Below are 24291 nucleotides of genomic sequence, written 5' to 3' on the forward strand. Positions count from 1 at the left end.
GGCATGACACCTCGGCACGGACAGGCGGCCGGCCGTCCGGCTCTGGCAGCCAGGATGGGCGGGTTGTCGCCGTCCGCCATCGGCTCCGTCCTGCGGCTGGGCGACCGTTCGGACGTCATATCGCTCGCCGGCGGACTGCCGGCCAGGGAAGCCTCGGAGTGTCCCGAGGCGGCGGCCGTGCTCGGGCCGATCCTGGGCGAGCACCCCACGGGTCTCGATTACGGGGACACCAACGGCCTGCCCACGCTGCGCGAGTGGATCGCGGGCTATCTGCGTGCGGATCTCGGGGCGGATTCCGAGCCGGACGATGTGGTCGTGGTGCACGGCGCACAGCAGGGAATCGACCTGGTCTGCAAGGCCCTGCTCGACCCCGGTGACGTCGTGGTGGTGGACCGCCCCAGCTACATCGGGGCACTCCAGGTCTTCCGGCTGTTCCAGGCCGAGGTCAGGGCCGTGCCGCTGGCCGACGACCCGGAACTCGGGGAACTGACCGAGGCACTCGCCCACGGACTGCGCCCCCGCCTGCTGTACACCGTGCCCAATTACAGCAATCCCAGCGGAGCAGTGCTGACGGCATCGCAACGCCGCCGGCTGGCCGGACTGGCGGAGCGGTACGGATTCCTGCTGGTCGAGGACGATCCCTACCGCGAGCTCTGGCTGACCGACGAGCGGCCGTCCGCGCCCGCCCTCACCGCCCTCACCGACCGCTCGGTGCACCTGGGCAGCTTCTCCAAGATACTCTTCCCCGGGTGCCGCATCGGGTACCTCACCGGGCCGCCCGCCGTCATGTCCGCGATCACGCTGGTCCGCCAGGCGGCGGACCTGGGGAACTCGGAGCTGTTGCAGCGGATGGTCCTCGCGCTGCTCACGCAGGACGGCTTCCTCGACCGGCGCCTGGACCGGCTGCGCGCCCTCTACCGGGAACGCCGGGACGCGCTCGCCTCCGCCCTGTCGCGCCACCTTCCCGGCGCCGCATTCCGCCCGCCCGAGGGCGGTTTCTTCCTCTGGGCCACGCTCGGGCCCGGGCTGGACAGCGCGCTGTTGCTGCCCTCGGCCCTGAAGCACGGCGTCTCCTACGTTCCGGGGGCAGCGTTCTACCCCTCGCGCCCGGAGCCGTCCACCGCCCGGCTCGCGTTCTCCTGCCTGCCCCCGGAGCAGGCCGGCGAGGCCGCGGCACGGCTGGCGCGCGCCCTGGGCGGAGCAAGGGCCGACGGGCCGCCGGAAGGGGGCGACGCGTGAGGGTGAAGGCCGTCGACGGCCGTGTCACTTTCCCGCAGGACGCGCCCTTCGACGTGGAAGGGATGCTGGCCCAGCCGCTGACCGCCCGGGTGGCGACGCCCGGCCCGGTGGTGCGCCCGGTCTGGTACCTGTGGGAGGCGAGCGCCTTCTGGGTGTTCATCGGCCCCTGGTCACGGCTGCTCCACCAGTTGCCCGGCGAACCGGCCTTCGATCTGGTGGTCGACGTCTGCGATGTGCACGACGGCACCGTGCGGCAGATCCGGGCGCACGGACGGGGCTTCGTGGAGCCGTTCGACGTGTCCCGCGCGCGCCGGAAACTGGTCCGCTACCTGGGGCCGGACGAGAGCCGGTGGGACCCCCGGTTCTCGCTGGCCGGGGACACGGAGGCGCGGGGGCTGCGGCTGGCCCGGCTCGCGCCCGAGGTGATGAGCCTGCACGACATGTCGTTCCGGCCCTCCGTGCGCGGCACGGCACCGGGCGGAGGGCCGCAGCGGTGAATCCCTACCGGACGGTGCTGCACAACCGCAGGCTGAGCTTCCTCCTCCTCGGGGACTTCGTCTCCAAACTCGGCGACGGCATGCTCCTCGTCGCCCTTCCCCTGCTCGCGCTGCGCATCCACGAGCCGCTGAACGAGGCCCTGGTCGTGTCGCTGGTGCTCGCCGCGCCGTCCCTGATCTCCCTGCCCCTGGGGATCAGGGTGGGGCTGAGCCGTTCCCGGCCCGACCCCAAGCGGGTCATCGCGGCCGACTGCGTGCTGCGCGCCCTGGTGTTCACCGGCCTGGGCGTGCTGGCCGCACAGGACGCACTGAGCCTGTGGCCGCTGTTCATCGCACTGCTGCTCGGCTCCGCCCTGCGCGCCATCTCTGGGGCGTCGCGCCGGGTGCTGGCGACCGGGATGGCGGGCGAGCAGGACCGGCTGGCGGTGAACAGCGTGCTGGGCACCAACGACAGCACGTCCCTGTACATCCTGGGCCCGAGCCTGGCAGGCGTCCTGGTGCTGTGGACGGGGCCCTGGCTGCCCCTGCTTCTCGACGGCCTGTCCTTCCTCGTCCTGGCCGCCGCGCTGATCGGCGTCCCGGCGGCGCACAGGGACGGGGCCGCGGCCGAACAGCCCCGGTCGGGCTGGCAGATCCTCCGCCGTACGGCGGGCCTGTGGCCGCTGTTCTCCGTGGCCTTCGCCTTCAACATGCTGTGGGGGCCGGTGGAGGTCATCCTGCCCCTTTTCGTGCAGGAGGATCTCGGGGCGAACGAGGCCACGTACGGCTTCATGATGACGGCCCTCGGCGTCGGCGCCGTGGCGGGCTCGCTGGGGACGGCCTACCTGCGCAAGTTCCCGCCGGGGCGGGTGCTGACCGTGCTCGTCGTCTGCTGGGGACTGTCCCTCGGCCTGATCGCCGCCGCCCCCGAGCCCGTGGTGGCCGGCTTCGCCATCGCGATCGGCGGACTCGTGTGGGCACCGTTCGTCCCCGTGATGTACACGCTGCTCCAGGACCGGCTGGCACAGGACGACCAGCAGCCCGTGCTCACCTTCTGGAGCGCGGGTTACAACACGGCGGGACCGGTCGGCGTGCTCTGCGCCGCCCCCCTGGTGGCCCTCGCGGGGACGCGCGGCGGAATGTTCGTCTCGGCGGCGCTGACCATCGCCCTGGTGGTGCCCGCCGTGGTGGCCGAACGGCGGCTGGGTGTGCGGGGGGAGCCGGTCCGTGCCGGAGTCTGAGAGCGCGTCCGAACGGTACCCGGGTGACGGCGGCCAGCGGCCCGGCCGGGCGCCCCGGCACAGTGATGGGAGTCTGCCCATGGCCACCCCTGCGACCTCGCTCCCGGCGGGCGGCGACCCGCGCGAGGGGCGGCTCCTCTCCGCCGCGCAGTCCAGGATGTGGTTCACCGCGCAGTACGCGCCCGACAGTCCGGCCTACAACCAGACGTACGCGCTCAGGCTCAGCGGCGAGGTGGACGAGCAGGCGCTGCTGGGCGCGGTGCGGGACCTGGTCACCGCGCACCCGGTCCTGCGCAGCCTGGTCGACGAGGGCGGCGGGGAGCCCCGTTCCGTTCCCGGGCCGGTGGACGGCGTGCCCGTCGCGGTCGTCGGAAGGCTGCCGCGCGCGGAGCTGCGGGCGGCTCTGGAGGCGGAGGCGCAGCGGCCCTTCGACCTGCGCACACAGCCACCCCTGCGGGTGACACTGCACCGGGCCGGGGACGCTCTGAGCCTGCTGGTGCTCACCTTCCACCACATCGCCATGGACGCCTGGTCGTTCCGCCTCCTGGAAGGGGAGCTGGCCGCCCGCTACCGGGCGCGGCTGGGCGCGGGGCCGCCGCCCCCGGAACCGGCGGTGGCTTACGCCGACTTCGTGGCCTGGGAGGCGGAGCAGGACACGTCGGCCGGGGTGGAGTGGTGGGCCGGCCGGCTCGGCGGCCTCGAATCGATGCTCCCCCTCCCCCACGACCGGCCGCGCGGCCACCGGGCCGAGGGCGCCGGAGGCTCCGTTCCGCTCTCGTTCCCCGCCCCGCTCGCCACCGGTATCCGGCAGCTCGCCGCCTCCGCCAGGGCAACGCCGTTCACCGTACTGCTGGCCGGGTGGCAGGCGCTGCTCGCCCGCCTCTCGGGCACCGAGGACATCGCCGTCGGTGTTCCGGTCGCCGGCCGTGACGATCCCGCGTTCGAGCAGACGCTCGGCAGCTTCGTCAACACCGTGGTCGTGCGCGCCGACCTCGGCGGCCGGCCCTCGGGGCGAGAGCTGGTGGGCCGGGTCCGCGAGGCGCTCCTTCAGGCCCTCGACCACTCGGAGGTGCCGTTCGAGCAGGTGGTCAGGCGGCTCCGGCCGGAGCGGAGCCCCGGGAGCATGCCGCTCATCCAGGTGATGGTGAACCACACGCGGGGCAGAGAGCCGGTTGCCTGGACCGCCGGTCTCACCGCCGAGACGGAGGAAATACTCAACGGCACCGCCAAGTTCGACCTCACCCTGCACCTCACCGAGGACCGGCGGACGCTCGGCGGCCGGCTCGCCCACCGCTCCGACCTCTTCGACACGAAGACGGTGGAGCGCTGGCGCGACTGGTACCTGGCGCTGCTGGAGGGGATGACCCGGTCCCCCGGCAGCCCGGTGACGCACCTCCCCCTCGGCCCGGCGCGCACCCCGGCCGTCGCCGGCCCCCGCGACACCGTCGCCACCGGGCTGCTGCACCGGGACATCGACAGGTGGACCCGGCAGGCACCGGGCGCCACGGCCGTGGTGGGCCCCGACCGGCGCCTGACCTACGCGGAACTGGGCGATGCGGCCGGGCGGGTGGCCCGCCGTCTGCGTGCCGCCGGGGTGGTGCCCGACCAGCCCGTCGCGGTGCTCTGCGACCGCCGCACCGACCTGGTCGCCGGCCTCCTCGGCGTGCTGCGGTCCGGCGGCTGCTACCTGCCCCTGGACGACACGGTGCCCGCCGACCGCCTCGGGGCCGTGCTGGACCTGGCCGGGGCACGCGTGGTGCTCACCACCCGGGAGCTGGCTCCCCGCCTCCCCCGGGACGGGCGGCAGGTGCTGTACCTGGACGACGTTCCCGCGTGGCCCGCGGCCACGGACCCGGACCCGGACCCCGGGACGGTGCCGGCGTCTCTCGCGTACGCGGTGCTCACGTCCGGCTCCACCGGCAGACCGAAAGCGGTCGGCGTCGAACACAGGAACATCACGCACTACTTGAACGCGCTCCTGCCGGCGCTGGAGGCGGCGACGCCCGGCGTCCGTTCCTTCGCGCTCGTCTCCACGCACACGGCCGATCTGGGCCTCACCGCCGTCCTCGGCGCCCTCACCACGGGGCGGACGCTGCACCTGATGGACGACGATGCCGGGGCCGATCCGGAGCGGTACGCGCGCTACCTGAGGGAACACGCGGTGGACGCCATCAAGATGGTGCCCAGCCAGCTGGAAATGCTGGCCGCGGAAACGGATATCGGGACGCTTCTGCCGCGGCGACTGCTCATCCTCGGCGGCGAGGCGTGCCCCTGGGACCTGGTGCGCCGCATCCGGCGCGTGGCGCCGGACCTGGCGGTGCAGACCTCCTACGGCCCCACCGAGACCACGGTGTCGGTGCTCACCTGCGAGACCGACCGGATCGCCGAGGCGGACCGGCACGGTGTGGTGCCGCTGGGGCGCCCCCTGGCCGGCGTGGTCTGTCACGTGACCGACCAGGAGGGCCGGCCGGTGCCGGACGGCCTGCCCGGTGAACTGTGGGTCGGCGGCCCCATGGTCAGCCGCGGCTACCTCGGGGACCGCGAGCACACCGCGCGCGCCTTCCTGGCCGGCCCCGACGGAACGCGCTGCTATCGCACCGGGGACCTGGTGCGCGTGCGGCCGGACGGCGTGACGGAGTTCCTCGGCCGGGTCGACGACCAGGTCAAGATCCGCGGGCGCCGGGTGGAGCCCGGGGAGGTCGCCGCCGCGCTGCGCACCCTGGCTGAGGTCGCCGCCGTGCACGTCCTGCCCGTGGGCACGCGGCACGACCGGCGCCTGTGCGCATGGGTGGTACCGGCGGCCGGGGCCCAGCCGACCGCGGCAGGACTGCGCGGCCAGCTGCGGCGGAAGCTGCCCCACTACATGCTCCCGGCCCACTGCGTCGTCATGAAACGCCTCCCGCTCACCCCGAACGGCAAGGTCGACCGACGGGCCCTCCCGGTGCCCGACACCCCGCAGCGGCCGACCGGGGCCCGCGCTCCGCGCACCGTGCGGGAGGAGATCCTGTGCGGCCTTCTCGCGGACGTGCTGAACGTTCCCGAGGTGGGGCCGGACGACGACTTCTTCGCCCTCGGCGGCCACTCCCTGCTCGCCGCCAGGCTCGCGGCGCGCGTCCGCGCCACACTGGGCCTGGAGATGACCGTGCGGACGGTCTTCGACGCGCCGACCGCGGCCGAACTGGCCCCCGTCCTCACCGGCGAGCGCGGCCGCCCACCGCTCGTCCCCGGCCCACGCCCCGAGCGGGTGCCGCTCTCCGGAGGGCAGCGTGCCCTGTGGTTCCTCCACCAGATGGAAGGTTCCCGCACCGGCTACAACCAGTGCTATCCATGGCGGATCACCGGCCGGCTCGACATCGCCGCTCTGGAGTCGGCCGTCGCCGACGTGCTGACACGGCACGAGATCCTGCGCACCGTCTTCCCCGCCCACGAGGGCGCCCCCTGTCAGCGGGTGCTCGATGCCGCGGAGTGCGCGCCGCGGCTGCGCGCGGAGGCGTGGCCCGCGGAACGACTGGCGGAACGGCTCGACCTGTGCGCCCGCCACGCCTTCGACCTCTCCTCCGGTATCCCGGTGCGCGTCGACCTGCTCGCGCTGTCTCCCGAGGAGCACGTCCTCGTCTGGACCGTTCACCACATCGCCGGAGACGGCTGGTCGGCCGGCCCGCTGTGGCGCGATCTCGCGGGCGCCTACCGGAGCCGGCGCGCGGGCCGCGGGCCGGACTGGCAGCCGCTGCCGGTGCAATATGCCGACTTCGCGCTGTGGCAGGAAGAGCTGCTGGGCGCCGAGGAGGAGCCCGCGAGCCGCCGGTCCCTGCAACTGGACTACTGGACCAAACAACTGGCCGGGCTTCCGCAGCGGCTCGAACTGCCCTGGGACCGGCGCCCGCCGGCTGAGGCCGGCTTCGTCGGCGATGTGGTGCCGTTCCATCTCGACGGCCGGCTGCACCGGGATCTCACCGCCCTGGCCCGGGGGCACGACGCCACGCTGTTCATGGTGCTCCAGGCGGCCGTTGCCGCGCTCCTCACCCGGCTGGGAGCGGGCACCGACATCCCCATCGGCGCGCCGGTGGCGGGGCGGCCGGAGGCATCGCTGCACGACCTGGTGGGCTTCTTCGTCAACACCCTTGTCCTGCGCACCGACACCTCCGGCGATCCCTCGTTCCGCGAACTGCTCGCCCGGGTGCGCGAGACGGACCTCACCGCCTACGACCACCAGGACCTGCCCTTCGAGGACGTGGTCGACCGGCTGAACCCGGCAAGGTCGCTTTCGCACAATCCGCTGTTCCAGGTCCTTCTCGCGGTGCAGAACAACGAGCGGGCGACGTTCGACCTGCCGGGGCTCCGCGTGGCCGCCGAGCGGCTGGACCACAAGGTCGCCAAGTTCGACCTCAGCGTGCAGTTCAGGGAGCAGGGGGAGGCGGGTGAGCTGCTCGGCGAGGTCGAGTTCGGCACCGACCTGTTCGACCGGGACACGGTCCTGGCACTCACCCGGCGGCTGGAACGGCTGCTTCGGGCGGTGGTCGCCGACCCCGGCGTGCGGATCGGGGACGTGGAACTGCTCGACGCCCGCGAGCGGGAGGACATCCTGCGCAGGAGCAGCGGCGTGGGCAGCGGCGGGAACGGCACGGACCCGGCGGAGGCCGTTCTTTCGGTGCCGGACCTCTTCCGCGCCCGGGCGGCGCGGACGCCCGGCGCGGTGGCCGTGACCGACGGCGCGGAAAGCCTTGCCTACGCCGAACTCGACGCCCGGAGCGACGCGCTCGCCACCGTACTGATCGAGCACGGGGTGCGGCCGGAAGACCGCGTCGCCGTCGCGTGCGAGGGCTCGGCCGGGGCCGTCGTGGCGGCGATGGCCGTGCTGAAGGCAGGAGGGGCCTACGTGCCGCTCGCCCCGGCCGACGCCGCCCCCGGGCGCGCGCGACGAGCGGCCGGGACCGAGATCCGGCTGGTGCTCACCGACCGGGCCCCGGCCGCCGATGGCGGTGACCGGGAGCCGCCCGTGCTGGCGATCGGCGCTCACCCGCCGGCGCCCGGCGGCGCCCGGCCGCGGATCGCCGTACGCCCCGATCAGGTGGCCTGTGTCCTGCCGGCCGCGGCAGGCCGCGCAACGCCGGAGGTCGCCGTCACGCATCGGAACATCACGGGGCTGGCGCTCGGGGACGCCGAGGCGCCGGGCGGCGCGCGGCGCGTGCTGCTGCACTCCCCGCGGACCTCCGGGGCCGCCCTGCACGAGCTGTGGGCCCCGCTGCTGAGCGGCGGCAGTGTCGTGGTGGCACCGCCGGGAGGAACGGACGCGGCGGCGCTGGCCCGGCTGATCGGCGCGGAGGGGATCACCGGACTGTGGCTGTCCTCCGGGCTGTTCCAGCGGATCGCCGCGGAGCGGCCCGGCTGCCTCGCGGGCGTCAGGGACCTATGGCTCGGCGGGGACCCCGTGCCCTCGGCCGTGGTGGACCGGGTGCGGGGGCAGTGCCCCGGCCTCACGGTGACCCAGTGGGGGGTGTGGGCCGACGGCATCGCCGGGGCCGCGCTGCTCCGCAAGGCCGCCCTCGGGCCGCACGGGCGACCGCGGCGGGGCGTGCGCGCCTACGTGCTCGACGGGCGGCTGCGTCCCGTCCCCCGGGGCGTTCCCGGTGAGCTGTACCTGGCCGGGGCGGGTCTGGTGCGCGGCTGGTGCGCCGATCCTGCGGGCACGGCGGAACGCTTCGTCGCCTGCCCGTTCGGCGAGCCGGGCGGCCGCATGTACCGGACCGGCGCCCTGGCGCGGCACACGCGGGGCGCAGCGCTGGAAGTTCTGGGGCCGGCCGGCAGCCAGGAGCGCAGCCGCGGGGTGCGGGTCAGGGCGGCGGAGGTCGAGTCGGTGCTGGCCCGGCACCCGGACGTGGCCCACTGCGCGGCCATGGTGCGCGAGGTGCCGCCCGGCGAACGGCGCGTGGTCGCCGCGGTGGTCGCGCGGGCCGGGGCGGAGCCGGACGGGGGCGAGGTCGCCCGGTGGGCCGCGGAGCGGCTGCCCGACCACCTCGCCCCCGCGGGAGTCGCCGTACTGGCCCGGCTCCCCCTGACTGCGGACGGCGTGGTGCACCGGGCCGTGCTTCCGACCCCGGCCGACGCCGACGCCGGGGACGGCGCCGGGGACCGGCCGGGCCGCCCGGTGGAACAAGCCGTCGCGCGCCTGTTCGCGGACGTGCTCCAGTGTCCCCGGGTGGCGCGGGACGGCGACTTCTTCGGCCTGGGCGGCAGCTCGCTGCTGGTGATGCGGCTGGTGGCGCGCGTGCGGAAGGAGTTCGGCGTCCGGCTCGCCGCCCGCGACGTGTTCGCCGGGCCGACGGTGGCCCAGGTGGCCTCGGTGATCGAACGGGCCACCGCCGGGCGGGGCCACCCCGTGCTGCGGGCCGGGAGCAGACCGGAACACCTGCCGGCGTCCCACGCCCAGCAGCGGCTGTGGTTCCTGAACCGGCTCGACGGCCAAGCCGCCGTCTACAACGTTCCGCTGGCCCTCCGCCTCACCGGCGACCTGGACGTTCCCGCGCTCCGGGCGGCGGTCGCGGACCTGATCGCGCGCCACGAGCCGCTGCGGACCGTGCTGCCCGAACGCGGCGGGGCCCCGGTCCAGCGGATACTCGATCCCCGCCGGACGGCGCCTGTGCTTGACCCCGTCGACACCGACGAGACCGGCCTTCGGGAGCTGCTGGACGCCGACCGCACGTACCGCTTCGACCTCGGCACCGAACCACCGCTGCGCGCGAACCTCTACCGGCTCGGGCCCGCCGAGCACCTGCTGTCCCTGGTGCTGCACCACGTCGCCGTCGACGGCTGGTCACTGGCTCCGCTCTGGCGCGACCTCGGCCGCGCGTACGCGGCCCGCCGCCTGGGCGCGGCGCCCGACTGGCGCCCCCTGCCCGCGCAGTACGCCGACTACGCCCTGTGGCAGGAGGAGTTGCTGGGGGACGGGAACGATCCGCACGGCGGCCAGGAGCCGCATCTCACCTTCTGGCGCGAGACGCTGGCCGGCCTGCCGGACCGGCTCGGTCTCCCCGCGGAGCGGGCCGCGGCAGGGCCGGCCGATCCCCGCGGCGGGCATCTGACGGTGCGCTTCCCGCCCACCGTACAGACGGGGCTGGCCCGGCTGGCCAGGTCCTGCGGGGCGACGCTGTTCATGGCGCTGCACGCCGGGGTGACGGCCCTGCTGAACCGCCTCGGCTCTGGCACCGACATCCCCGTGGGCACCGTGGTGGCGGGGCGGGGGCACGAGGCACTGGACGAGGCCGTCGGATTCTTCGTCAACACCCTGGTCCTGCGCGCCGACGCCTCGGGGGACCCCACCTTCCGGGAGCTCCTCCAGCGCGTCCAAGGCGCCGACCGTGCTGCTTTCGCCCATCAGGAGGTGCCCTTCGGGCTGGTGGTCAGGGAGCTCAACCCCGACCGCGCCGCCGGGGCCAATCCGCTGTTCCGCGTGATGCTCTCGGTCTCGGGACCGCCACAGGACCCGCCCGAACTGCCCGGCCTGCGCACCGCCTTCGAGGAGATACACGCCGAAGGCGTCAAATTCGACCTGTCCTTCGACTTCGCGGAACGCCGGTCGGCGGACGGCGGGCCCGGCGGAATCGACTGCCGGCTCGGCTACCGGTCCCAGCTCTACGACCCCGGGACGGCCGGACGGCTCGGCGGGACGCTCCTGCGCCTCCTGGAGCAGGCCGTGGCGGAGCCCGACCGGCCCATCGGGCAACTCGACGTTCTGTCCGGCGAGGAACGGGAGAGGCTGCGGGAGTGGAACGACACCGAGGTGCCGTTCCCTCCGATGTCCCTGGTGGACCTCGTGGCCGAGCAGGCCGCCAGGTCGCCAGGGGCGGTCGCGGTGCGCTGCGCCGGTGGGTCGCTGACCTACGCGGAACTCGACGAGCGTGCTTCCTCGCTGGCCCGGCACCTGGCCGGGCGGGGCTCGGGCCCCGAACGTTACGTCGGTCTCCTCCTGACACGCGGCACCGGCCTCGTCGTGGCGATGCTCGCGGTCCTGAAGACCGGGGCGGCCTACGTGCCGGTCGACCGGGGCCTGCCCGCCGGGCGGATCTCCCGGCTCCTGGCGGAGGTGCGGCCCGTGCTGGTGCTCGACGCGCTGCCGGACGGGCCGCCCGACGCCCCGGGAACGCCTGCGGCCGACGCCCGCTCCGGGCGGCGCCACCCCGGCCATCCCGCCTACCTCATCCACACCTCGGGGTCCACCGGCCGCCCGAAGGGCGTGGTGGTCACCGGCGGAAACCTCGCGAACCAGATGCAGTGGCTGCGGCGCACGCACCCGCTGGCGCCGGGCGACGTGATGCTGGCCCACAGCCCGCTGGGCTTCGACGCGTCCGTGTGGGAGATCTGGGCACCCCTGGTGTGCGGCGCGACCGTGTGCTTGGCCCCCGACGAGGTGGCGGGCCGGATCGACCTGCTGGCGGACCACCTGCGGGAACAGCGGGTGACGCATGCGCTGCTGGTGCCCTCGGCCCTCGCCGAGCTGGTGCCGTTCCTCCCCCGGGACGAACTCGACCGGCTGACGGTCTTCTCCGGAGGCGAGGCCCTGCCCGCCTCCCTGGCCGCTTCCCTGGGCCGCGTGGTCAATCTGTACGGGCCCACCGAGACCACCGTTCTGGTCACCTCGTGGCAGGGCACGGCCGACGGTCTCGGCACCGGGCACGTCCCACTGGGCCGCCCGGTGGCCAACACCCGTGTCCACGTGCTGGACGCCGCACTGCGCCCGGTCCCGGTCGGCGTCGCCGGCGAGGTGTACATCGCGGGCGACCAGGTGGCCCGCGGCTACCACGGCCTGCCGGGGCTGACCGCGGAGCGCTTCGTCGCCGACCCCTACGGGCCTCCGGGAACCAGGATGTATCGCAGCGGGGACCGCGCCAGGTGGCGGCAGGACGGCAGCCTGGAGTACCTCGGCCGGGCGGACGGCCAGGTGAAGGTGCGGGGTTTCCGGGTGGAGCCGGGCGAGATCGAGGCGGAGCTCACCACCTGGGAGGACGTCGCGCGGGCCGTGGTCGTCGTCCGCGAGGACCGGCCGGGTGACCGCCGCCTGGCGGCCTACCTGCTGCCGGCCGCCCGTGGCCTGCCCGCCGAGGCGCCCGCGCTGCCGGCGCCCGAGGTGCTGCGGAGTCGTCTCGCGGCCGTGCTGCCGGGGCATCTGGTGCCGGACGACGTCGTCGTGCTCGACCGGCTGCCGCTGATGCCCAACGGAAAGGTGGACCGCGGGAGGCTGCCCGCTCCGGACCGCGCGGCGACCATCGGTCGCGGCCTGCCGCGCACCCCGCGCGAGGAACTGCTGTGCGCTCTGCTGGCCGAGGTGCTGGGGCTGCCCCGGGTGGGGGTGAACGACGACTTCTTCGCCCTGGGCGGTCATTCCCTGCTCGCGGTGCGGCTCATCCATCGCATCCGCGGCGCCGTGGGCCTCCGGCTCACCATCGGCGACCTCTTCACCGCCCCCACGGCGGCCGGGATCGCGGCCAGGATCGACAGCACCGCCGACGGCGGCGGCCCGTTCGGCACGCTCCTGCCACTGCGGGCGGGCGGAGGGCGGCCGCCGCTCTTCTGCGTCCACCCGGTCATCGGCCTGAGCTGGTCGTACGCGGGGCTGGTGCGCCATCTGCCGGAGGACATCCCGGTGTTCGGGCTCCAGGCCGGAGGGCCGACGGGGAACGAGCCGCTGCCGGACGATCTCGACGCGATGGCGCGCGAGTACCTCGACCAGATCCGCGCCGTGCAGCGGACCGGCCCCTACCGCCTGCTGGGCTGGTCCTTCGGCGGTGCCGTGGCCCACGCCATGGCGGTGCTGCTCCAGGAGCAGGGCGAACGGGTCTCGTTGCTCGCGCTCGTCGACAGTTTCGTCCCCGGGGACGAGGAGCGGGCCCGCGAGGAGGACGGCCGCGAGCTGGCGCGGCTGCATCTGGCATACGGGGCCCTGAGCAGCCTCGACGAGGACCGCCTCGCCCGCGTTTCGCTGGTGACGGCCAACAACCTGCGGCTGGGGCGGCGGCACACGCCGGGCCTCTTCCGCGGGGACGCCCTCTACCTGTCGGCCCGGGAGGACGCCGGGCCCGGCGGCGCGGACGGCTGGCGTCCCCACATCGACGGAGAGATACAGGTGTGTCCCCTGCCCGCCCGGCACTTCGACCTGATGCGGCCTGAGGTGCTGCCCGACCTCGCCCGAGCGATCACCCCCCGGCTCGCGGCCGATTGACGCGAGGGCCGGAGAAGGGAAAGGAGAACCGGATGACGAACGCCTTCGACGACGCGGACGGGGTGTTCCTCGTGCTCGTCAACGCCGAGGGCCAGCACTCCCTGTGGCCGGCCCCGATCGCGGTGCCGGCCGGATGGCGCGTGGTGCACGGGCCCGGGAGCCGGGGCGAATGCCTGGAGTACATCGAGAGGAACTGGACGGACCTGCGCCCGTTCAGCCTCGTTCGCGACATGGAGTAGCAGCGGCGGCGAGCGCGGCACGAGCCCGGCAACGGATCTCAGCGAGGGAGAACGCATGCTCAGCACATCCCAGCTCGACATCTACCGGAACAAGGGATACGTCGTGGTCCCCGGGCTGCTCTCGCAGGCCGAGACCGCCCGCGTGCGCGCCGAGGCGGAGTACCTGTTCGGCCGGGACCATCCGGGCCGGGTCATGGAGAACGACGGCCTGACCGTCCGCGGGATACACGGCTGCCACCAGGTCAGTCCGCTGCTGGCCAGGCTGGCGCGCCTGTCCCGGGTACTCTCCGCGGCGGAGCAGGTCCTGGGCAGCAGGGTGTACGTGCACCAGAGCAAGGTGAACGCCAAGCGGGCCCTTCGCGGGGATCTGTGGCCGTGGCATCAGGACTACATCTTCTGGGAACGCGAGGACGGGATGCCGGAGCCGCGGGTGACGAACGTCGCCTTCTTCCTCGACGACGTGACACCGCACAACGGCCCGCTGCTGCTCCTGCCCGGCTCCCAGCACCTCGGAGTCGTCGCCCCGCAGCGGCGCGAGGCGGCGGAGCGCGGCTGGGAGGCCCATCTCTCCGCGGACCTGGCGTACGCGCTCGACGCCGCCCGGCTCGCCCCGCTGGCCGAGAAGTTCGGCATCGAGGCCGCCACGGGGGAGGCGGGAAGCGCGCTGATGTTCGACCCCAGGCTGATTCACGGCTCCGGGACCAACATGTCACCGGTGGACCGCACCCTGCTGCTGCTCACGTACAACAGCATCCACAACGTGCCCAGGGGCGGGCGACGGCCGACGTTCCTGGCGGAGCGGGACGCCACCCCGCTGCGGCCCGTGGAGGCACTGTGACCGCCCGGGCCGTGGAAGGGAACTGACATGCCGCTGATCACCCGGCTTCTCGCTTCGGCGCGCCGGAACGCCGGTGCGCCGGCCGTCGTCGAGGACGACCGGACGCACACCTACGGCGACCTCGACCGCTACTCGGCCGAGTTGGCCGGGGCGCTCGCCGGCCTGGGAACCAAGACGGGCGATGTCGTCGCGATCCACGCGCCCCGCGGGTGGCCGCGCTGCGCTGCCGTCATGGCGGCCTGGCGGCTGGGGGCCGGAGTCGTGTCGATCGCCGTGGACCTGCCGGAACGGCGGGCCAGGAAGGTGGCCGCGAGCGCGGGTGCCCGCCTGGTGATACGGAGCGAGGAGGCACCGCCGACCGGCTTTCCGGTACCCACGCACCCCATCGGCAGCCTGCGCGGCGGCCCTGTCGAGGAGGCGGTGGACGGCCCGATCGGCTACGTCATCCCCACGTCCGGCTCCACGGGGGAGCCGAAGGCCGTCGCCGTGCCGCCGGTGGTCCTGGAAAATCTTGGCATCTGGCACGTCGAGCACTGGAGCCACGACGTCGCTCCGCACACCCTGCACGCGGCGTCGATCGGATTCGATCCGGTCTACGAGGAGATGGTGGCCACCTGGCTGAGCGGTGCGGCGCTGGTCGTCGTGGACGACGAGACGCGCCGGGACTATCCCCTGCTGATGGGCACCATCCGCGAGCACGGCGTGTCCCGATGCTTCCTGCCCCTCGCCTCGCTGCACGGGCTGGCCGTCGCGGCGGCCGTGGAGGAGACCGGGCTGCCAGGGCTGCGCGAGCTGGCGGTCGCGGGGGAACGCCTGGTCATCAATGACGAGGTGCGGGAGTTCTGCGCCGCCGATGACATCGCCGTGGTCAACCAGTACGGCCCCAGCGAAACGCACGTGGTGACGCAGTACCGGCTCGGGAAGCGGCCGGCGGAATGGCCCGGCCATCCGCCCATCGGCACCGCCGTGGTCGGCGCCGAACTCCTGCGGTGTGCCGACGGGGTTCTCCAGCCCTTCGCGGGGGGCGAGGAGGACGAACTCGTGATCGCCGGCGACTGTGTCGGGCTCGGGTACCTCGGAGACGAGGACCTGACCGCGCAGAAGTTCCGGACACTGCCGCACGTCGACGGAACAGCGCGGCGCTGCTACTTCTCGGGCGACCTGGTCCGGTTCGACGGCACGCACTTCCACTTCCTGGCGCGCGTGGACGACCAGATGAAGATCCGCGGGTACCGCGTCGAACCGGGCGAGGTGGAGGCGGTGCTCGCCGAGGTGCCCGGAGTGCGGCGCGCGGTCGCCTTCGGCCTGGAACGCCGCGGGACACTGCAGCTCGTGGCCTGCTACGCCAGGGGCCGGGGACCGGCGGTCCCGGTCGAGGACCTGCGGGCGGCGTGCCACGAGGTGCTGCCCGACTACATGGTCCCCGTTCAGTACTGGGAGGTCGAGGACTTCCCCGTCACCCCCAACGGCAAGGTCGACCGGGCCACGCTCCGGGACATGTTCGGCGGGTGAGCGCCGGGTCCGTGGCCAGGAGCGGGGCCAGGGCCCGCGTTGAACAGCCGGGACCCCACCCGGCAGGCACCCACCCGCCGTCCACGGCCTCGGAAGGCGGCCCCCGCACCGTCGCCTAGGAGGACTTGCCCTCGGCGCGGGCCGCGATGCGGGCGCGGCGGGCGGCCAGGCGCTCGTCGAACACGGTGGCTTCCGTGTCGAGGCCGCCGAGGAAGGTGCCCAGCTCGTCCTGCGCCTTCTGGCCCTCGGGGCCCAGGCCGCCGAGGTCCATGGTCTTGAGGAAGCGCAGCACGGGCTGAAGGACCTCGTCATGGTGTATGCGCAGGTTGTAGATGCCACCGATGGCCATGCGGGCCGCCGCGCGCTCGAAGCCGGGGATGCCGTGTCCCGGCATGCGGAAGCCGACGACGACGTCCCGGACGGCCCGCATGGTCTGGTCGGGCGCCAGCTCGAACGCGGCACGCAGCAAGTTGCGGTAGAAAACCATGTGCAGGTTCTCGTCGGTCGCGATGCGGGCCAGCATCCGGTCGCACACCGGATCGCCGGACTCGCGGCCGGTGTTGCGGTGGGAGATCCGGGTGGCCAGCTCCTGGAAGGCGACGTAGGCCACCGAGTGCAGCATCGAGTGCTGATTGTCCGACTCGAAGCCCTCCGACATGTGGGCCATGCGGAAGTTCTCCAGCTGCACCGGGTCCACGGCCCGGGTGGTGAGGAGGTAGTCCCGCATCACGATGCCGTGCCGCCCCTCCTCGGCCGTCCAGCGGTGCACCCAGGTGCCCCAGGCGCCGTCGCGGCCGAAGATCGAGGCGATCTCGTGGTGGTAACTCGGCAGGTTGTCCTCGGTGAGGAGGTTGACCACGAGAGCGGTGCGGCCGATGTCCGTGACCTTGGACTGGTCCGGCTGCCACGCGTCACCGCCCAGCGGACCGTCGAAATTGCGCCCCTCGCTCCAGGGCACGTACTCGTGGGGCATCCAGTCCTTGGCCGCGGCCAGATGGCGGTTGAGCTCGCGCTCCACCACCTCCTCCAGGGCGAAAAGCAACCGGGTGTCGGTCCACTCGTCGGGCCCGGGGGCGGTGCTGGGGTCGAGGGTCACGGATAACTCCTGCCGATCAAAAGCGATGTACCTACGAAACCGTAGGTTACGGCACCGTAAGTTGTTACTCGCCGGTCTGGCAAGAAGCGATGGTGGAAATAGCACATGCGAAGGCCCGGACCGATGACGGCCCGGGCCTTCCCCGCCGAACGCGACGTGTGCGTCCGCCTACCGCTTGCGCCGCTCGGAGTCGAGCAGACCGGCCCGCCGAAGGGCGTCGGCCATCGCACTGTTGACCGGCGGCTGGCCTTCGCGGCGCCGCCCGCCGCCCTCGGCACGCTGGCCGCCCCTGCGGTCGCGCTGCCGGGGCGCGGCGCTCCGGCCGCCGCCCCGCTCCTCCCGCGGCTTGCCGCCCCGGGTGCCGCCCGACTCCCGCTCCTCCTCCAGCCGAAGGGTGAGGGAGATCCGCTTGCGCGGCACGTCCACGTCGAGCACCTTGACCTTCACGATGTCGCCGGGCTTCACCACGTCCCGCGGGTCGGAGACGAACTTCCGGGACATCGCCGAGACGTGGACCAGGCCGTCCTGGTGGACGCCGATGTCGACGAACGCGCCGAAGGCCGCCACATTGGACACGACCCCTTCCAGGATCATGCCCGCCGACAGGTCGCCCAGGGTCTCCACGCCCTCCTTGAACCGGGCGGTCTTGAAGGCCGGCCGCGGGTCGCGGCCCGGCTTCTCCAGCTCCTTGAGGATGTCCGAGACGGTCGGCAGGCCGAAGGTGTCGTCGACGAAGTCGGCCGGGTCGAGCGCCCGCAGGGCCGTGGCATTGCCGACGAGGGAGGGCACGTCCGAGCCCGAGGTCGTGACGATGCGGCGCACCACCGGATACGCCTCCGGGTGCACGGCGGAGGCGTCGAGCGGATCGCCGCCGCGGATGCGCAGGAAGCCCGCGCACTGCTCGAACGCCTTGGGCCCGAGACGCGTCACCTTCTTCAGCGCACCCCGGTCGGGGAACGGGCCGTTGACGTCGCGGTGGGCCACGATGTTTTCCGCGAGGGTGGTACCGATGCCGGAGACCCTGGCCAGCAGCGGCACGGACGCGGTGTTGACGTCGACGCCCACCCCATTCACACAGTCCTCGACCACGGCGTCGAGCGAGCGCGAGAGCTTCACCTCGGACAGGTCGTGCTGGTACTGGCCGACGCCGATGGACCTCGGGTCGATCTTGACCAGCTCGGCCAGCGGGTCCTGGAGCCTGCGGGCGATGGAGACCGCGCCGCGCAGCGACACGTCCAGATCGGGCAGCTCCTGCCCGGCGAAGGCCGAGGCGGAGTAGACCGAGGCCCCGGCCTCGGAGACCACCATCTTGGCCGCCTGCTGCTCCGGCAGCGCGGCGATCAGCTCTCCCGCGAGCTTGTCGGTCTCCCGGGACGCCGTGCCGTTGCCGATCGCCACCAGCTCCACGCCGTGCTCCCGCACGAGCGCGGAGAGCGTGGCCAGCGCCTCGTCCCAGCGCCGCTGGGGGGCGTGCGGGTACACGGTCGCGGTGGCGGCCACCTTGCCGGTGGCGTCGACGACCGCGACCTTCACCCCGGTGCGCAGGCCGGGGTCGAGGCCCATGGTGGCGCGGGTGCCGGCCGGGGCCGCGAGCAGCAGATCCCGCAGGTTGGTCGCGAAGACGCCGACCGCGTCGTCCTCCGCGGCGGTGCGCAGGCGGGTGCGCAGGTCGATGCCGAGGTGGACGAAGATGCGGGTGCGCCAGGCCCAGCGGACCGTTTCGAGCAGCCAGGGGTCGCCGGGCCGCCCGCGGTCGGCGACACCGAAGCGGTGGGCGATGGCCCGCTCGAACGAGGAGGGCCCCGCGTCCTGTGCGGCCTCCTCCGGCTCAAGCGTGAGGTCGAGGACGTCCTCCTTCTCGCCGCGGAACATCGCGAGCACGCGGTGGGAGGGCAGCTCGGTGAACGGCTCCGCGAAGTCGAAGTAGTCGGCGAATTTGGCGCCGGCGCTCTCCTTGCCGTCCTTGACCTTGGCCACCAGACGGCCCTTGGCCCACATGCGCTCGCGCAACTCGCCCAGCAGATCGGCGTCCTCGCCGAACCGCTCGGTGAGGATCGCCCGGGCGCCCTGGAGGGCGGCCTCCGCGTCCGGCACGCCCCGCTCCGCGTCGACGAACGCCGCGGCGGCGGCCTGCGGCAGCGTCCCCGGATCGCCGAGCAGGCCGTCGGCCAGCGGCTCAAGACCCGCCTCGCGGGCGATCTGCGCCTTGGTGCGGCGCTTGGGCTTGTAGGGGAGGTAGATGTCCTCAAGCCTGGCCTTGGTCTCGGCGGCGCGGATGGTGGCCTCCAGCGCGTCGTCCAGCTTCCCCTGGCCGCGGATGGACTCCAGGATCGCCTCGCGCCGCTCCTCAAGCTCCCGCAGGTAGCGCAGCCGCTCCTCAAGGGTGCGCAGCTGCGCGTCGTCCAGCGTGCCGGTGACCTCCTTCCGGTAGCGGGCGATGAACGGCACAGTGGAACCGCCGTCGAGCAGCTCCACGGCCGCCCGCACCTGCCCTTCCCGGACGCCCAGCTCCTCGGCGATCCTGCCTTCGATGGACCGGCCTGCGACGGACTCTGTCACGATCAACGCTCCGCTTCCCCGGCGCGCTCTGCGCCGCGCTGTGCATTCTGGCAGGAGGCACTGACAACGGCCCGCAGAGGCACGCCAGGCGCCGCGAGCCGTCGCCGCCCGGTCCCCGGGGAGCCGGCGGCCGGGACGGGGAGCGGGGGATCAACGCCACCAATCCGGCGGTGAGTTCGAATCGCTCGCCGTACGATGCCTGCATGGGACCCGACACGACGCGGCCGGGGCCGCGCGAGCGCAGGAAGCAGCGCACGCACGAGGACCTGCTCCGTTCGGCCTTGAACTGTTCCTCGACCGGGGGTACAGCGGGACGACCGTCGGCGACATAGCGGAGCGCGCCGCGGTTTCGGAACGCACCTTCTTCCGGTACTTCGCCGGGAAGGAGGAGCTGGTCCTGCACCCGCTGCGCAAGGCGCGGCAGGTGCTGCTCGCCGAGGTGGCGCGGCGCCCCGCCGAGGAGGAGCCGCTCCGGGCGCTGTGCGAGGGCGGGCTCGCCGCGCTGCGTCTGGTCTCCGGGCGGATGCCGGGGCTGTACCGGCTGACGCTGCGCGTGGTCGGCACCGAGCCCGAGGCCCACGCGACCTGTCTGCGCTTCGGGGCCGAGGAGCAGCGGACGCTGGCGGACGTGGTGGCGCGCAGGGAGCGGGCGCAGCCGGGCGATCTGCGGCCCGTGCTCCTGGCGGCGGCCTTCACCGCGGCGATCACCGAGGCGTCGCTGTCCTGGGGGAAGGGCGGCGACACGTCCATCGCTTCGCTGTCGGCCACGGTCGAGAGCCATCTGCGGGTGCTGCCCCAGGCCGTCACCTGGGGGCGGTCCAGGTCACCCGAGGACTGACCACACCACCCTCCCGGGTGATATGAACAGCACACGTGCAGCTGAATTCCTTGCGAACTGCCGGGAGTTAAGGGCAGGGTGCGACAAGTGACACAGTGCACTCACCTCATGACACCCCGTGGAGATCCGGAGGGACCCATGACGCTCACCGGCCAGGACGCCGACACGGACCACCGCTGCCGCAGCTGGCTGCTGACCGCCCGTCGGGAGGATCTCGCGCACTTCCGGCGCCTGGCGTCGCTCGCCATGCGCGAGTGGGGACAGCCGCAGGAGGTGGCGGAGCTGGTGCTGCACGGCGTGACGGAGTTGCTGTCCAACGTGGCCAGGCACGTCGAGGACCCGCGGTGCACGCTCGAACTCGCGCTGCTCGGCGGCACCGTGCAGGTCACGGTCCACGACCGCTCCTCGGCCCTGCCGAAGATCACCCTGCCGGACTGGACCGCCGAGGAGGGCCGCGGTCTCTGGCTGCTGCGCGAGATGGCCGACGGGCTCGGCTACGCGCTCACCGAGGAGGGCAAGCAGGTGTGGGTGCGGGTGCACGCGGGCGCCGGGCGGCCCCTGGTCTGACGAGGCGGCCGCCCGGCGCGCCGGCCGGTGCCCGTCAGGCGTCGCGGAACGGCCGGTCGGCCGCGGCCCGTTCCCGCAGCAGCGCGGGCGGCTCGAAGCGGTCGCCGTAGCGCTCGCGCAGCGCGTCGGCCCTGGCGGCGAAGCCGGCCGGGCCGCCCGGGTAGCCGTTGACGTACTGGAGCACGCCGCCGGTCCAGCCGGGGAAGCCGATGCCGAGGATGGAGCCGACGTTGGCATCGGCGACGGACGTGAGCACTCCGTCCTGGAGCAGCCGGACGGCGGCGAGGGATTCGGCGAACAGCAGCCGTTCCCCCATGTCGTCGAACGGCACCGCCGCGTCGGCCCGCGCGAAGTGCGTCCGCAGCCCGGGCCACAGGCCGGTGCGGCGGTCGTTCTCGTAATCGTAGAAGCCGGCCCCGGCGCTGCGCCCCGGCCGGTCGAACTCGTCGATCATCCGGTCGATCACGGCCGAGCCCGGGGCGGGCCGCCACGGCGCGCCGGCCGCCTCGGCCGCCGCCTTCGCCTCGTTCCAGATGCGGCGGGGCAGGCCGAGGGTCATCCGGTCGAGCAGGGCGAGCGGCGGCGTGGGGTAGCCGGCCCGGGCCGCGGCCCGTTCGAGCGAGACCGGGTCGACGCCCTCCTCGATCATGGCCAGGCTCTCTTCGAGGAAGCGGCCGATGACGTGTGAGGTGAAGAACCCCCTGGCGTCGTTGACGACGATGGGCGACTTGCCGATCCTGCGCACGAGGGCGACGGCGCGGTCCAGGGCCTCCTGGCCGGTCCGCTCCCCGCGGACGATCTCGACCAGCGGCATGCGGTCGGCGGGCCAGAAGAAGTGCAGCCCGGCGAAGTCCTGGGGCCTGCCGGTGGAATCGGCCAGCCGGGAAACCGGCAGCGTGGAGGTGTTGGTGCACAGCAGCGCGCCGGGGGCGACCACGTGCCTGATCTCCTCGAACACCTTCTGCTTCAGCGCCTGGTCCTCGAAGACCGCCTCGATCACCACGTCGCACCCGGCGAGGTCGCCGGTCTCCGCGGTGGGGGTGATCCGCGCCAGGTGCGCGTCGCGCGCCTCCTCGGTCACGCGGCCGGCCTCCAGCGCCTTGGCGAGCAGGCCCGCGGAGTGCTCCTTGCCGCGCGCGGCGGCCTGGGCCGTCACGTCCTTCAGCACGACGTCGAGACCGGCTGCGGCCATGACATGGGCGATGCCCGCGCCCATGAGCCCGGCGCCGACGACGGCGACGCGGGCGGCAGGTGGCACCTCGTCGGCGCGGGCGCGGCCGGCGCCCGAGTTGACCGCGCGCATGTCGAAGAAGAACGCCTGGATCATGTTCTTCGCGATCCGGCCGGTGACCAGTTCCGTGAAGTAGCGGGCCTCGATGGTCTGCGCGGTCTCGAAGTCGACCTGCGCGCCCTCGACGGCCGCGGCCAGGATGTTGCGCGGCGCGGGGTAGGGGGCGCCGCCGGTGCGCTTGGCGAGCGTGGCGGGGAACGCGGGGAGCACCGCGGCGAGCCGCGGGTCGGCCGGGGTGCCGCCGGGGATGCGGTAGCCGGGGCGGTCCCAGGGCTGCGCGGCCTCCGGGTGCGCGAGGATGAAGGCGCGGGCCCGTTCGGCCAGGGCCTCGGGGGTGTCGACGACCTCGTCCACGAGGCCGAGTTCGCGGGCCCGCCGGGGGCGGATGCGGCGGCCTTCGAGCAGCACGTGCTGGAGCGCGTCGGCGAGGCCGAGCAGCCGGACGGTGCGGACGACGCCCCCGCCGCCCGGCAGCAGGCCGAGCGTCACCTCGGGCAGGCCGACGCGGCAGCCGGGGGCGTCCAGGACGATCCGGTGGTGGCAGGCCAGGGCGATCTCCCAGCCGCCGCCGAGCGCTTGGCCGTTGACCGCGGCGACGACGGGGCGGCCGAGCGTCTCGATGCGGCGCAGCGCGTGCTTGACGCGCATGCTGGTGTCGAAGACGCGCCGGGCGTCCTCCGGGCGGGCGGCGAGCAGGTCGTTGAGGTCGCCGCCGGCGAAGAAGGTCTTCTTGGCCGAGGTGATGACGACGCCGCGGACCGTGTCGGCCTCGGCGGCGAGCCGGTCGGCGACTTCGGTCAGCGAGGCGATGAACGCCGCGTTCATCGTGTTGGCGCCACGGCCGGGGTCGTCGAGGGTGAGGGTGACGACGCCGTCGGCGTCCCGGTCCCAGCGGATCGTGCCGTGCGTGTGGGTGGACTCAGGCATGGTGTGGTTGTTCTCCAGGAGGCGGGAGGGTCAGACGCGCTCGATCACGGTGGCGATGCCCATGCCGCCGCCGATGCACAGGGTGGCCAGGCCGTAGCGCAGGTCGCGGCGTTCGAGTTCGTCGAGGAGGGTGCCGAGGATCATCGCGCCGGTCGCGCCGAGGGGGTGGCCCATGGCGATGGCCCCGCCGTTGACGTTGACCTTCTCCAGGTCGAGGCCCATCTCCCGCACGAAGCGCAGGACGACGGCGGCGAACGCCTCGTTGATCTCGACGAGGTCGATGTCGTCGATGGTCAGCCCGGCCCTGGCCAGGGCCTTGCGGGTGGCGGGCGCGGGGCCGGTGAGCATGATGGTCGGCTCGGAGCCGACGACCGCGGCGGCGCGGATGCGGGCCCGCGGGGTGAGCCCGTACCGCTCGCCCACGGCGGCGCTGCCGACGGCGACGAGGGCGGCGCCGTCGACGATGCCCGAGGAGTTGCCCGCGTGGTGCACGTGGTCGATCCGTTCGACCCAGTGGTACTTCTGGAGCGCCACGGCGTCGAAGCCGCCCTGTTCGCCCAGGGCGGCGAACGCGGGCTTCAGCCGGGCGAGGGAGTCGGCGGTGGTGCCGGGCCTGATGTGCTCGTCGCGGTCGAGGACCGTCAGCCCGTTGCGGTCGGTGACGGGCACCACCGAGCGGGCGAAGCGGCCCTCCTTCCAGGCGTGGGCGGCGCGTTCCTGGGAGCGGGCGGCGTACTCGTCGACGTCGCGGCGGCCGAGCCCTTCGAGGGTCGCGATCAGGTCGGCGCCCACGCCCTGGGGCACGAAGCCGACCGCCATGTTGGTCATCGGGTCCATGGCCCAGGCGCCGCCGTCGGAGCCGAGGGGCACGCGGGACATGGACTCGACGCCGCCGGCCAGGATCAGGTCGTCCCAGCCGGAACGCACCTTGGCGGCGGCGATGTTGACGGCTTCGAGCCCCGAGCCGCAGAAGCGGTTCTCCTGGAGGCCCGCGACCGTCTCGGGCAGTCCCGCGGCGATGGCGGCGATCTTGGCGATATCGGAGCCCTGGTCGCCGTGCGGGGAGACGACGCCGAGCACGACGTCGTCGATCGCGGCCGGGTCGAGGCCGGGCAGCCGCTCGCGCAGCGCGTGGATGAGGCCCACGGCGAGGTCGATGGGCTTGGTGCCGTGCAGCGCGCCGTCGGCCTTGCCCCGCCCGCGGGGGGTGCGGATCGCGTCGTACACGTAGGCTTCTGCGGTCACGGTCGTCTTC

13 protein-coding genes and 1 pseudogene are annotated in these 24291 nt (G+C 73.8%); 10 read left to right on the forward strand and 4 right to left on the reverse strand.

The genetic code is table 11. The annotated features are described in order from the left end of the window. The first annotated feature begins 3 nt into the window (after window positions 1-3). From RM779_RS18200 to RM779_RS18230, 7 genes are all read left to right on the forward strand, one after another. Window positions 4-1239, forward strand: a complete 1236-nt coding sequence (locus RM779_RS18200) for an aminotransferase-like domain-containing protein (RefSeq protein ID WP_311618768.1) — start codon at window positions 4-6, stop codon at window positions 1237-1239. Next, a complete protein-coding gene (locus RM779_RS18205; protein WP_311618769.1) occupies window positions 1236-1736 on the forward strand; it encodes a pyridoxamine 5'-phosphate oxidase family protein in 501 nt (166 codons plus the stop codon). Before RM779_RS18200 ends, RM779_RS18205 begins: the two co-directional genes overlap by 4 nt. Then, window positions 1733-2956 carry an MFS transporter gene (locus RM779_RS18210; protein ID WP_311618770.1) on the forward strand — a complete coding sequence of 408 codons (1224 nt, stop codon included), beginning with the start codon at window positions 1733-1735 and terminating at the stop codon, window positions 2954-2956. Before RM779_RS18205 ends, RM779_RS18210 begins: the two co-directional genes overlap by 4 nt. Window positions 2957-3035: 79 nt before the next feature. Next, the gene (locus tag RM779_RS18215) at window positions 3036-13169 is read left to right on the forward strand and encodes a non-ribosomal peptide synthetase (RefSeq protein ID WP_311618771.1); all 10134 of its coding nucleotides are present in this window, start codon (window positions 3036-3038) and stop codon (window positions 13167-13169) included. A gap of 32 nt (window positions 13170-13201) precedes the next feature. After that, window positions 13202-13408: an MbtH family protein gene (locus RM779_RS18220; RefSeq protein ID WP_311618772.1), complete on the forward strand. Its 207-nt coding sequence runs from the start codon at window positions 13202-13204 to the stop codon at window positions 13406-13408. 55 nt (window positions 13409-13463) lie between these two features. Continuing rightward, window positions 13464-14246, forward strand: a complete 783-nt coding sequence (locus RM779_RS18225; protein WP_311618773.1) for a phytanoyl-CoA dioxygenase family protein — start codon at window positions 13464-13466, stop codon at window positions 14244-14246. A gap of 27 nt (window positions 14247-14273) precedes the next feature. Next, complete coding sequence (locus RM779_RS18230; RefSeq protein WP_311618774.1) at window positions 14274-15758, forward strand: AMP-binding protein; 1485 nt, start codon at window positions 14274-14276, stop codon at window positions 15756-15758. A gap of 115 nt (window positions 15759-15873) precedes the next feature. Here RM779_RS18230 and RM779_RS18235 read toward each other — a convergent pair whose 3' ends face one another. Continuing rightward, window positions 15874-16854 carry an acyl-ACP desaturase gene (locus RM779_RS18235; RefSeq protein ID WP_311618775.1) on the reverse strand — a complete coding sequence of 327 codons (981 nt, stop codon included), beginning with the start codon at window positions 16852-16854 and terminating at the stop codon, window positions 15874-15876. A 168-nt stretch (window positions 16855-17022) separates the two neighbouring features. Further along, window positions 17023-19413 carry a Tex family protein gene (locus RM779_RS18240; RefSeq protein WP_311618776.1) on the reverse strand — a complete coding sequence of 797 codons (2391 nt, stop codon included), beginning with the start codon at window positions 19411-19413 and terminating at the stop codon, window positions 17023-17025. Window positions 19414-19699: 286 nt separating this feature from the next. Here RM779_RS18240 and RM779_RS33755 point away from each other — a divergent pair. From RM779_RS33755 to RM779_RS18250, 3 genes and pseudogenes are all read left to right on the forward strand, one after another. Then, window positions 19700-19801, forward strand: a pseudogene (locus tag RM779_RS33755) (helix-turn-helix domain-containing protein); the annotation flags it as partial. A gap of 36 nt (window positions 19802-19837) precedes the next feature. Next, on the forward strand, window positions 19838-20251 hold the full coding sequence (locus RM779_RS18245) for an acyl-CoA-like ligand-binding transcription factor (RefSeq protein ID WP_311618777.1): 414 nt from the start codon (window positions 19838-19840) through the stop codon (window positions 20249-20251). 138 nt (window positions 20252-20389) lie between these two features. Continuing rightward, complete coding sequence (locus RM779_RS18250) at window positions 20390-20818, forward strand: ATP-binding protein (protein ID WP_311618778.1); 429 nt, start codon at window positions 20390-20392, stop codon at window positions 20816-20818. 34 nt (window positions 20819-20852) lie between these two features. Here the strand turns inward: RM779_RS18250 and RM779_RS18255 are convergent, their stop codons facing one another. Next, window positions 20853-23036 (reverse strand): 3-hydroxyacyl-CoA dehydrogenase NAD-binding domain-containing protein, encoded by a 2184-nt coding sequence (locus RM779_RS18255; protein WP_311618779.1) that lies wholly within the window; start codon window positions 23034-23036, stop codon window positions 20853-20855. Between the two features lie 30 nt (window positions 23037-23066). Beyond that, on the reverse strand, window positions 23067-24281 hold the full coding sequence (locus RM779_RS18260; RefSeq protein WP_311618780.1) for an acetyl-CoA C-acetyltransferase: 1215 nt from the start codon (window positions 24279-24281) through the stop codon (window positions 23067-23069). Between the last annotated feature and the right edge of the window lie 10 nt (window positions 24282-24291).

The sequence above is a fragment of the Streptomyces johnsoniae genome, from assembly GCF_031845565.1.
In the GTDB taxonomy this organism is placed as follows: Bacteria; Actinomycetota; Actinomycetes; order Streptomycetales; family Streptomycetaceae; genus Streptomyces; species Streptomyces johnsoniae.

Coding starts and splice junctions, on each gene's coding strand:
- RM779_RS18220 (WP_311618772.1), top strand. CDS start 13,202: ATGACGAACGCCTTCGACGACGCGGACGGGGTGTTCCTCGTGCTCGTC.
- RM779_RS18215 (WP_311618771.1), top strand. CDS start 3,036: ATGGCCACCCCTGCGACCTCGCTCCCGGCGGGCGGCGACCCGCGCGAG.
- RM779_RS18230 (WP_311618774.1), top strand. CDS start 14,274: ATGCCGCTGATCACCCGGCTTCTCGCTTCGGCGCGCCGGAACGCCGGT.
- RM779_RS18200 (WP_311618768.1), top strand. CDS start 4: ATGACACCTCGGCACGGACAGGCGGCCGGCCGTCCGGCTCTGGCAGCC.
- RM779_RS18225 (WP_311618773.1), top strand. CDS start 13,464: ATGCTCAGCACATCCCAGCTCGACATCTACCGGAACAAGGGATACGTC.
- RM779_RS18255 (WP_311618779.1), bottom strand. CDS start 23,036: ATGCCTGAGTCCACCCACACGCACGGCACGATCCGCTGGGACCGGGAC.
- RM779_RS18250 (WP_311618778.1), top strand. CDS start 20,390: ATGACGCTCACCGGCCAGGACGCCGACACGGACCACCGCTGCCGCAGC.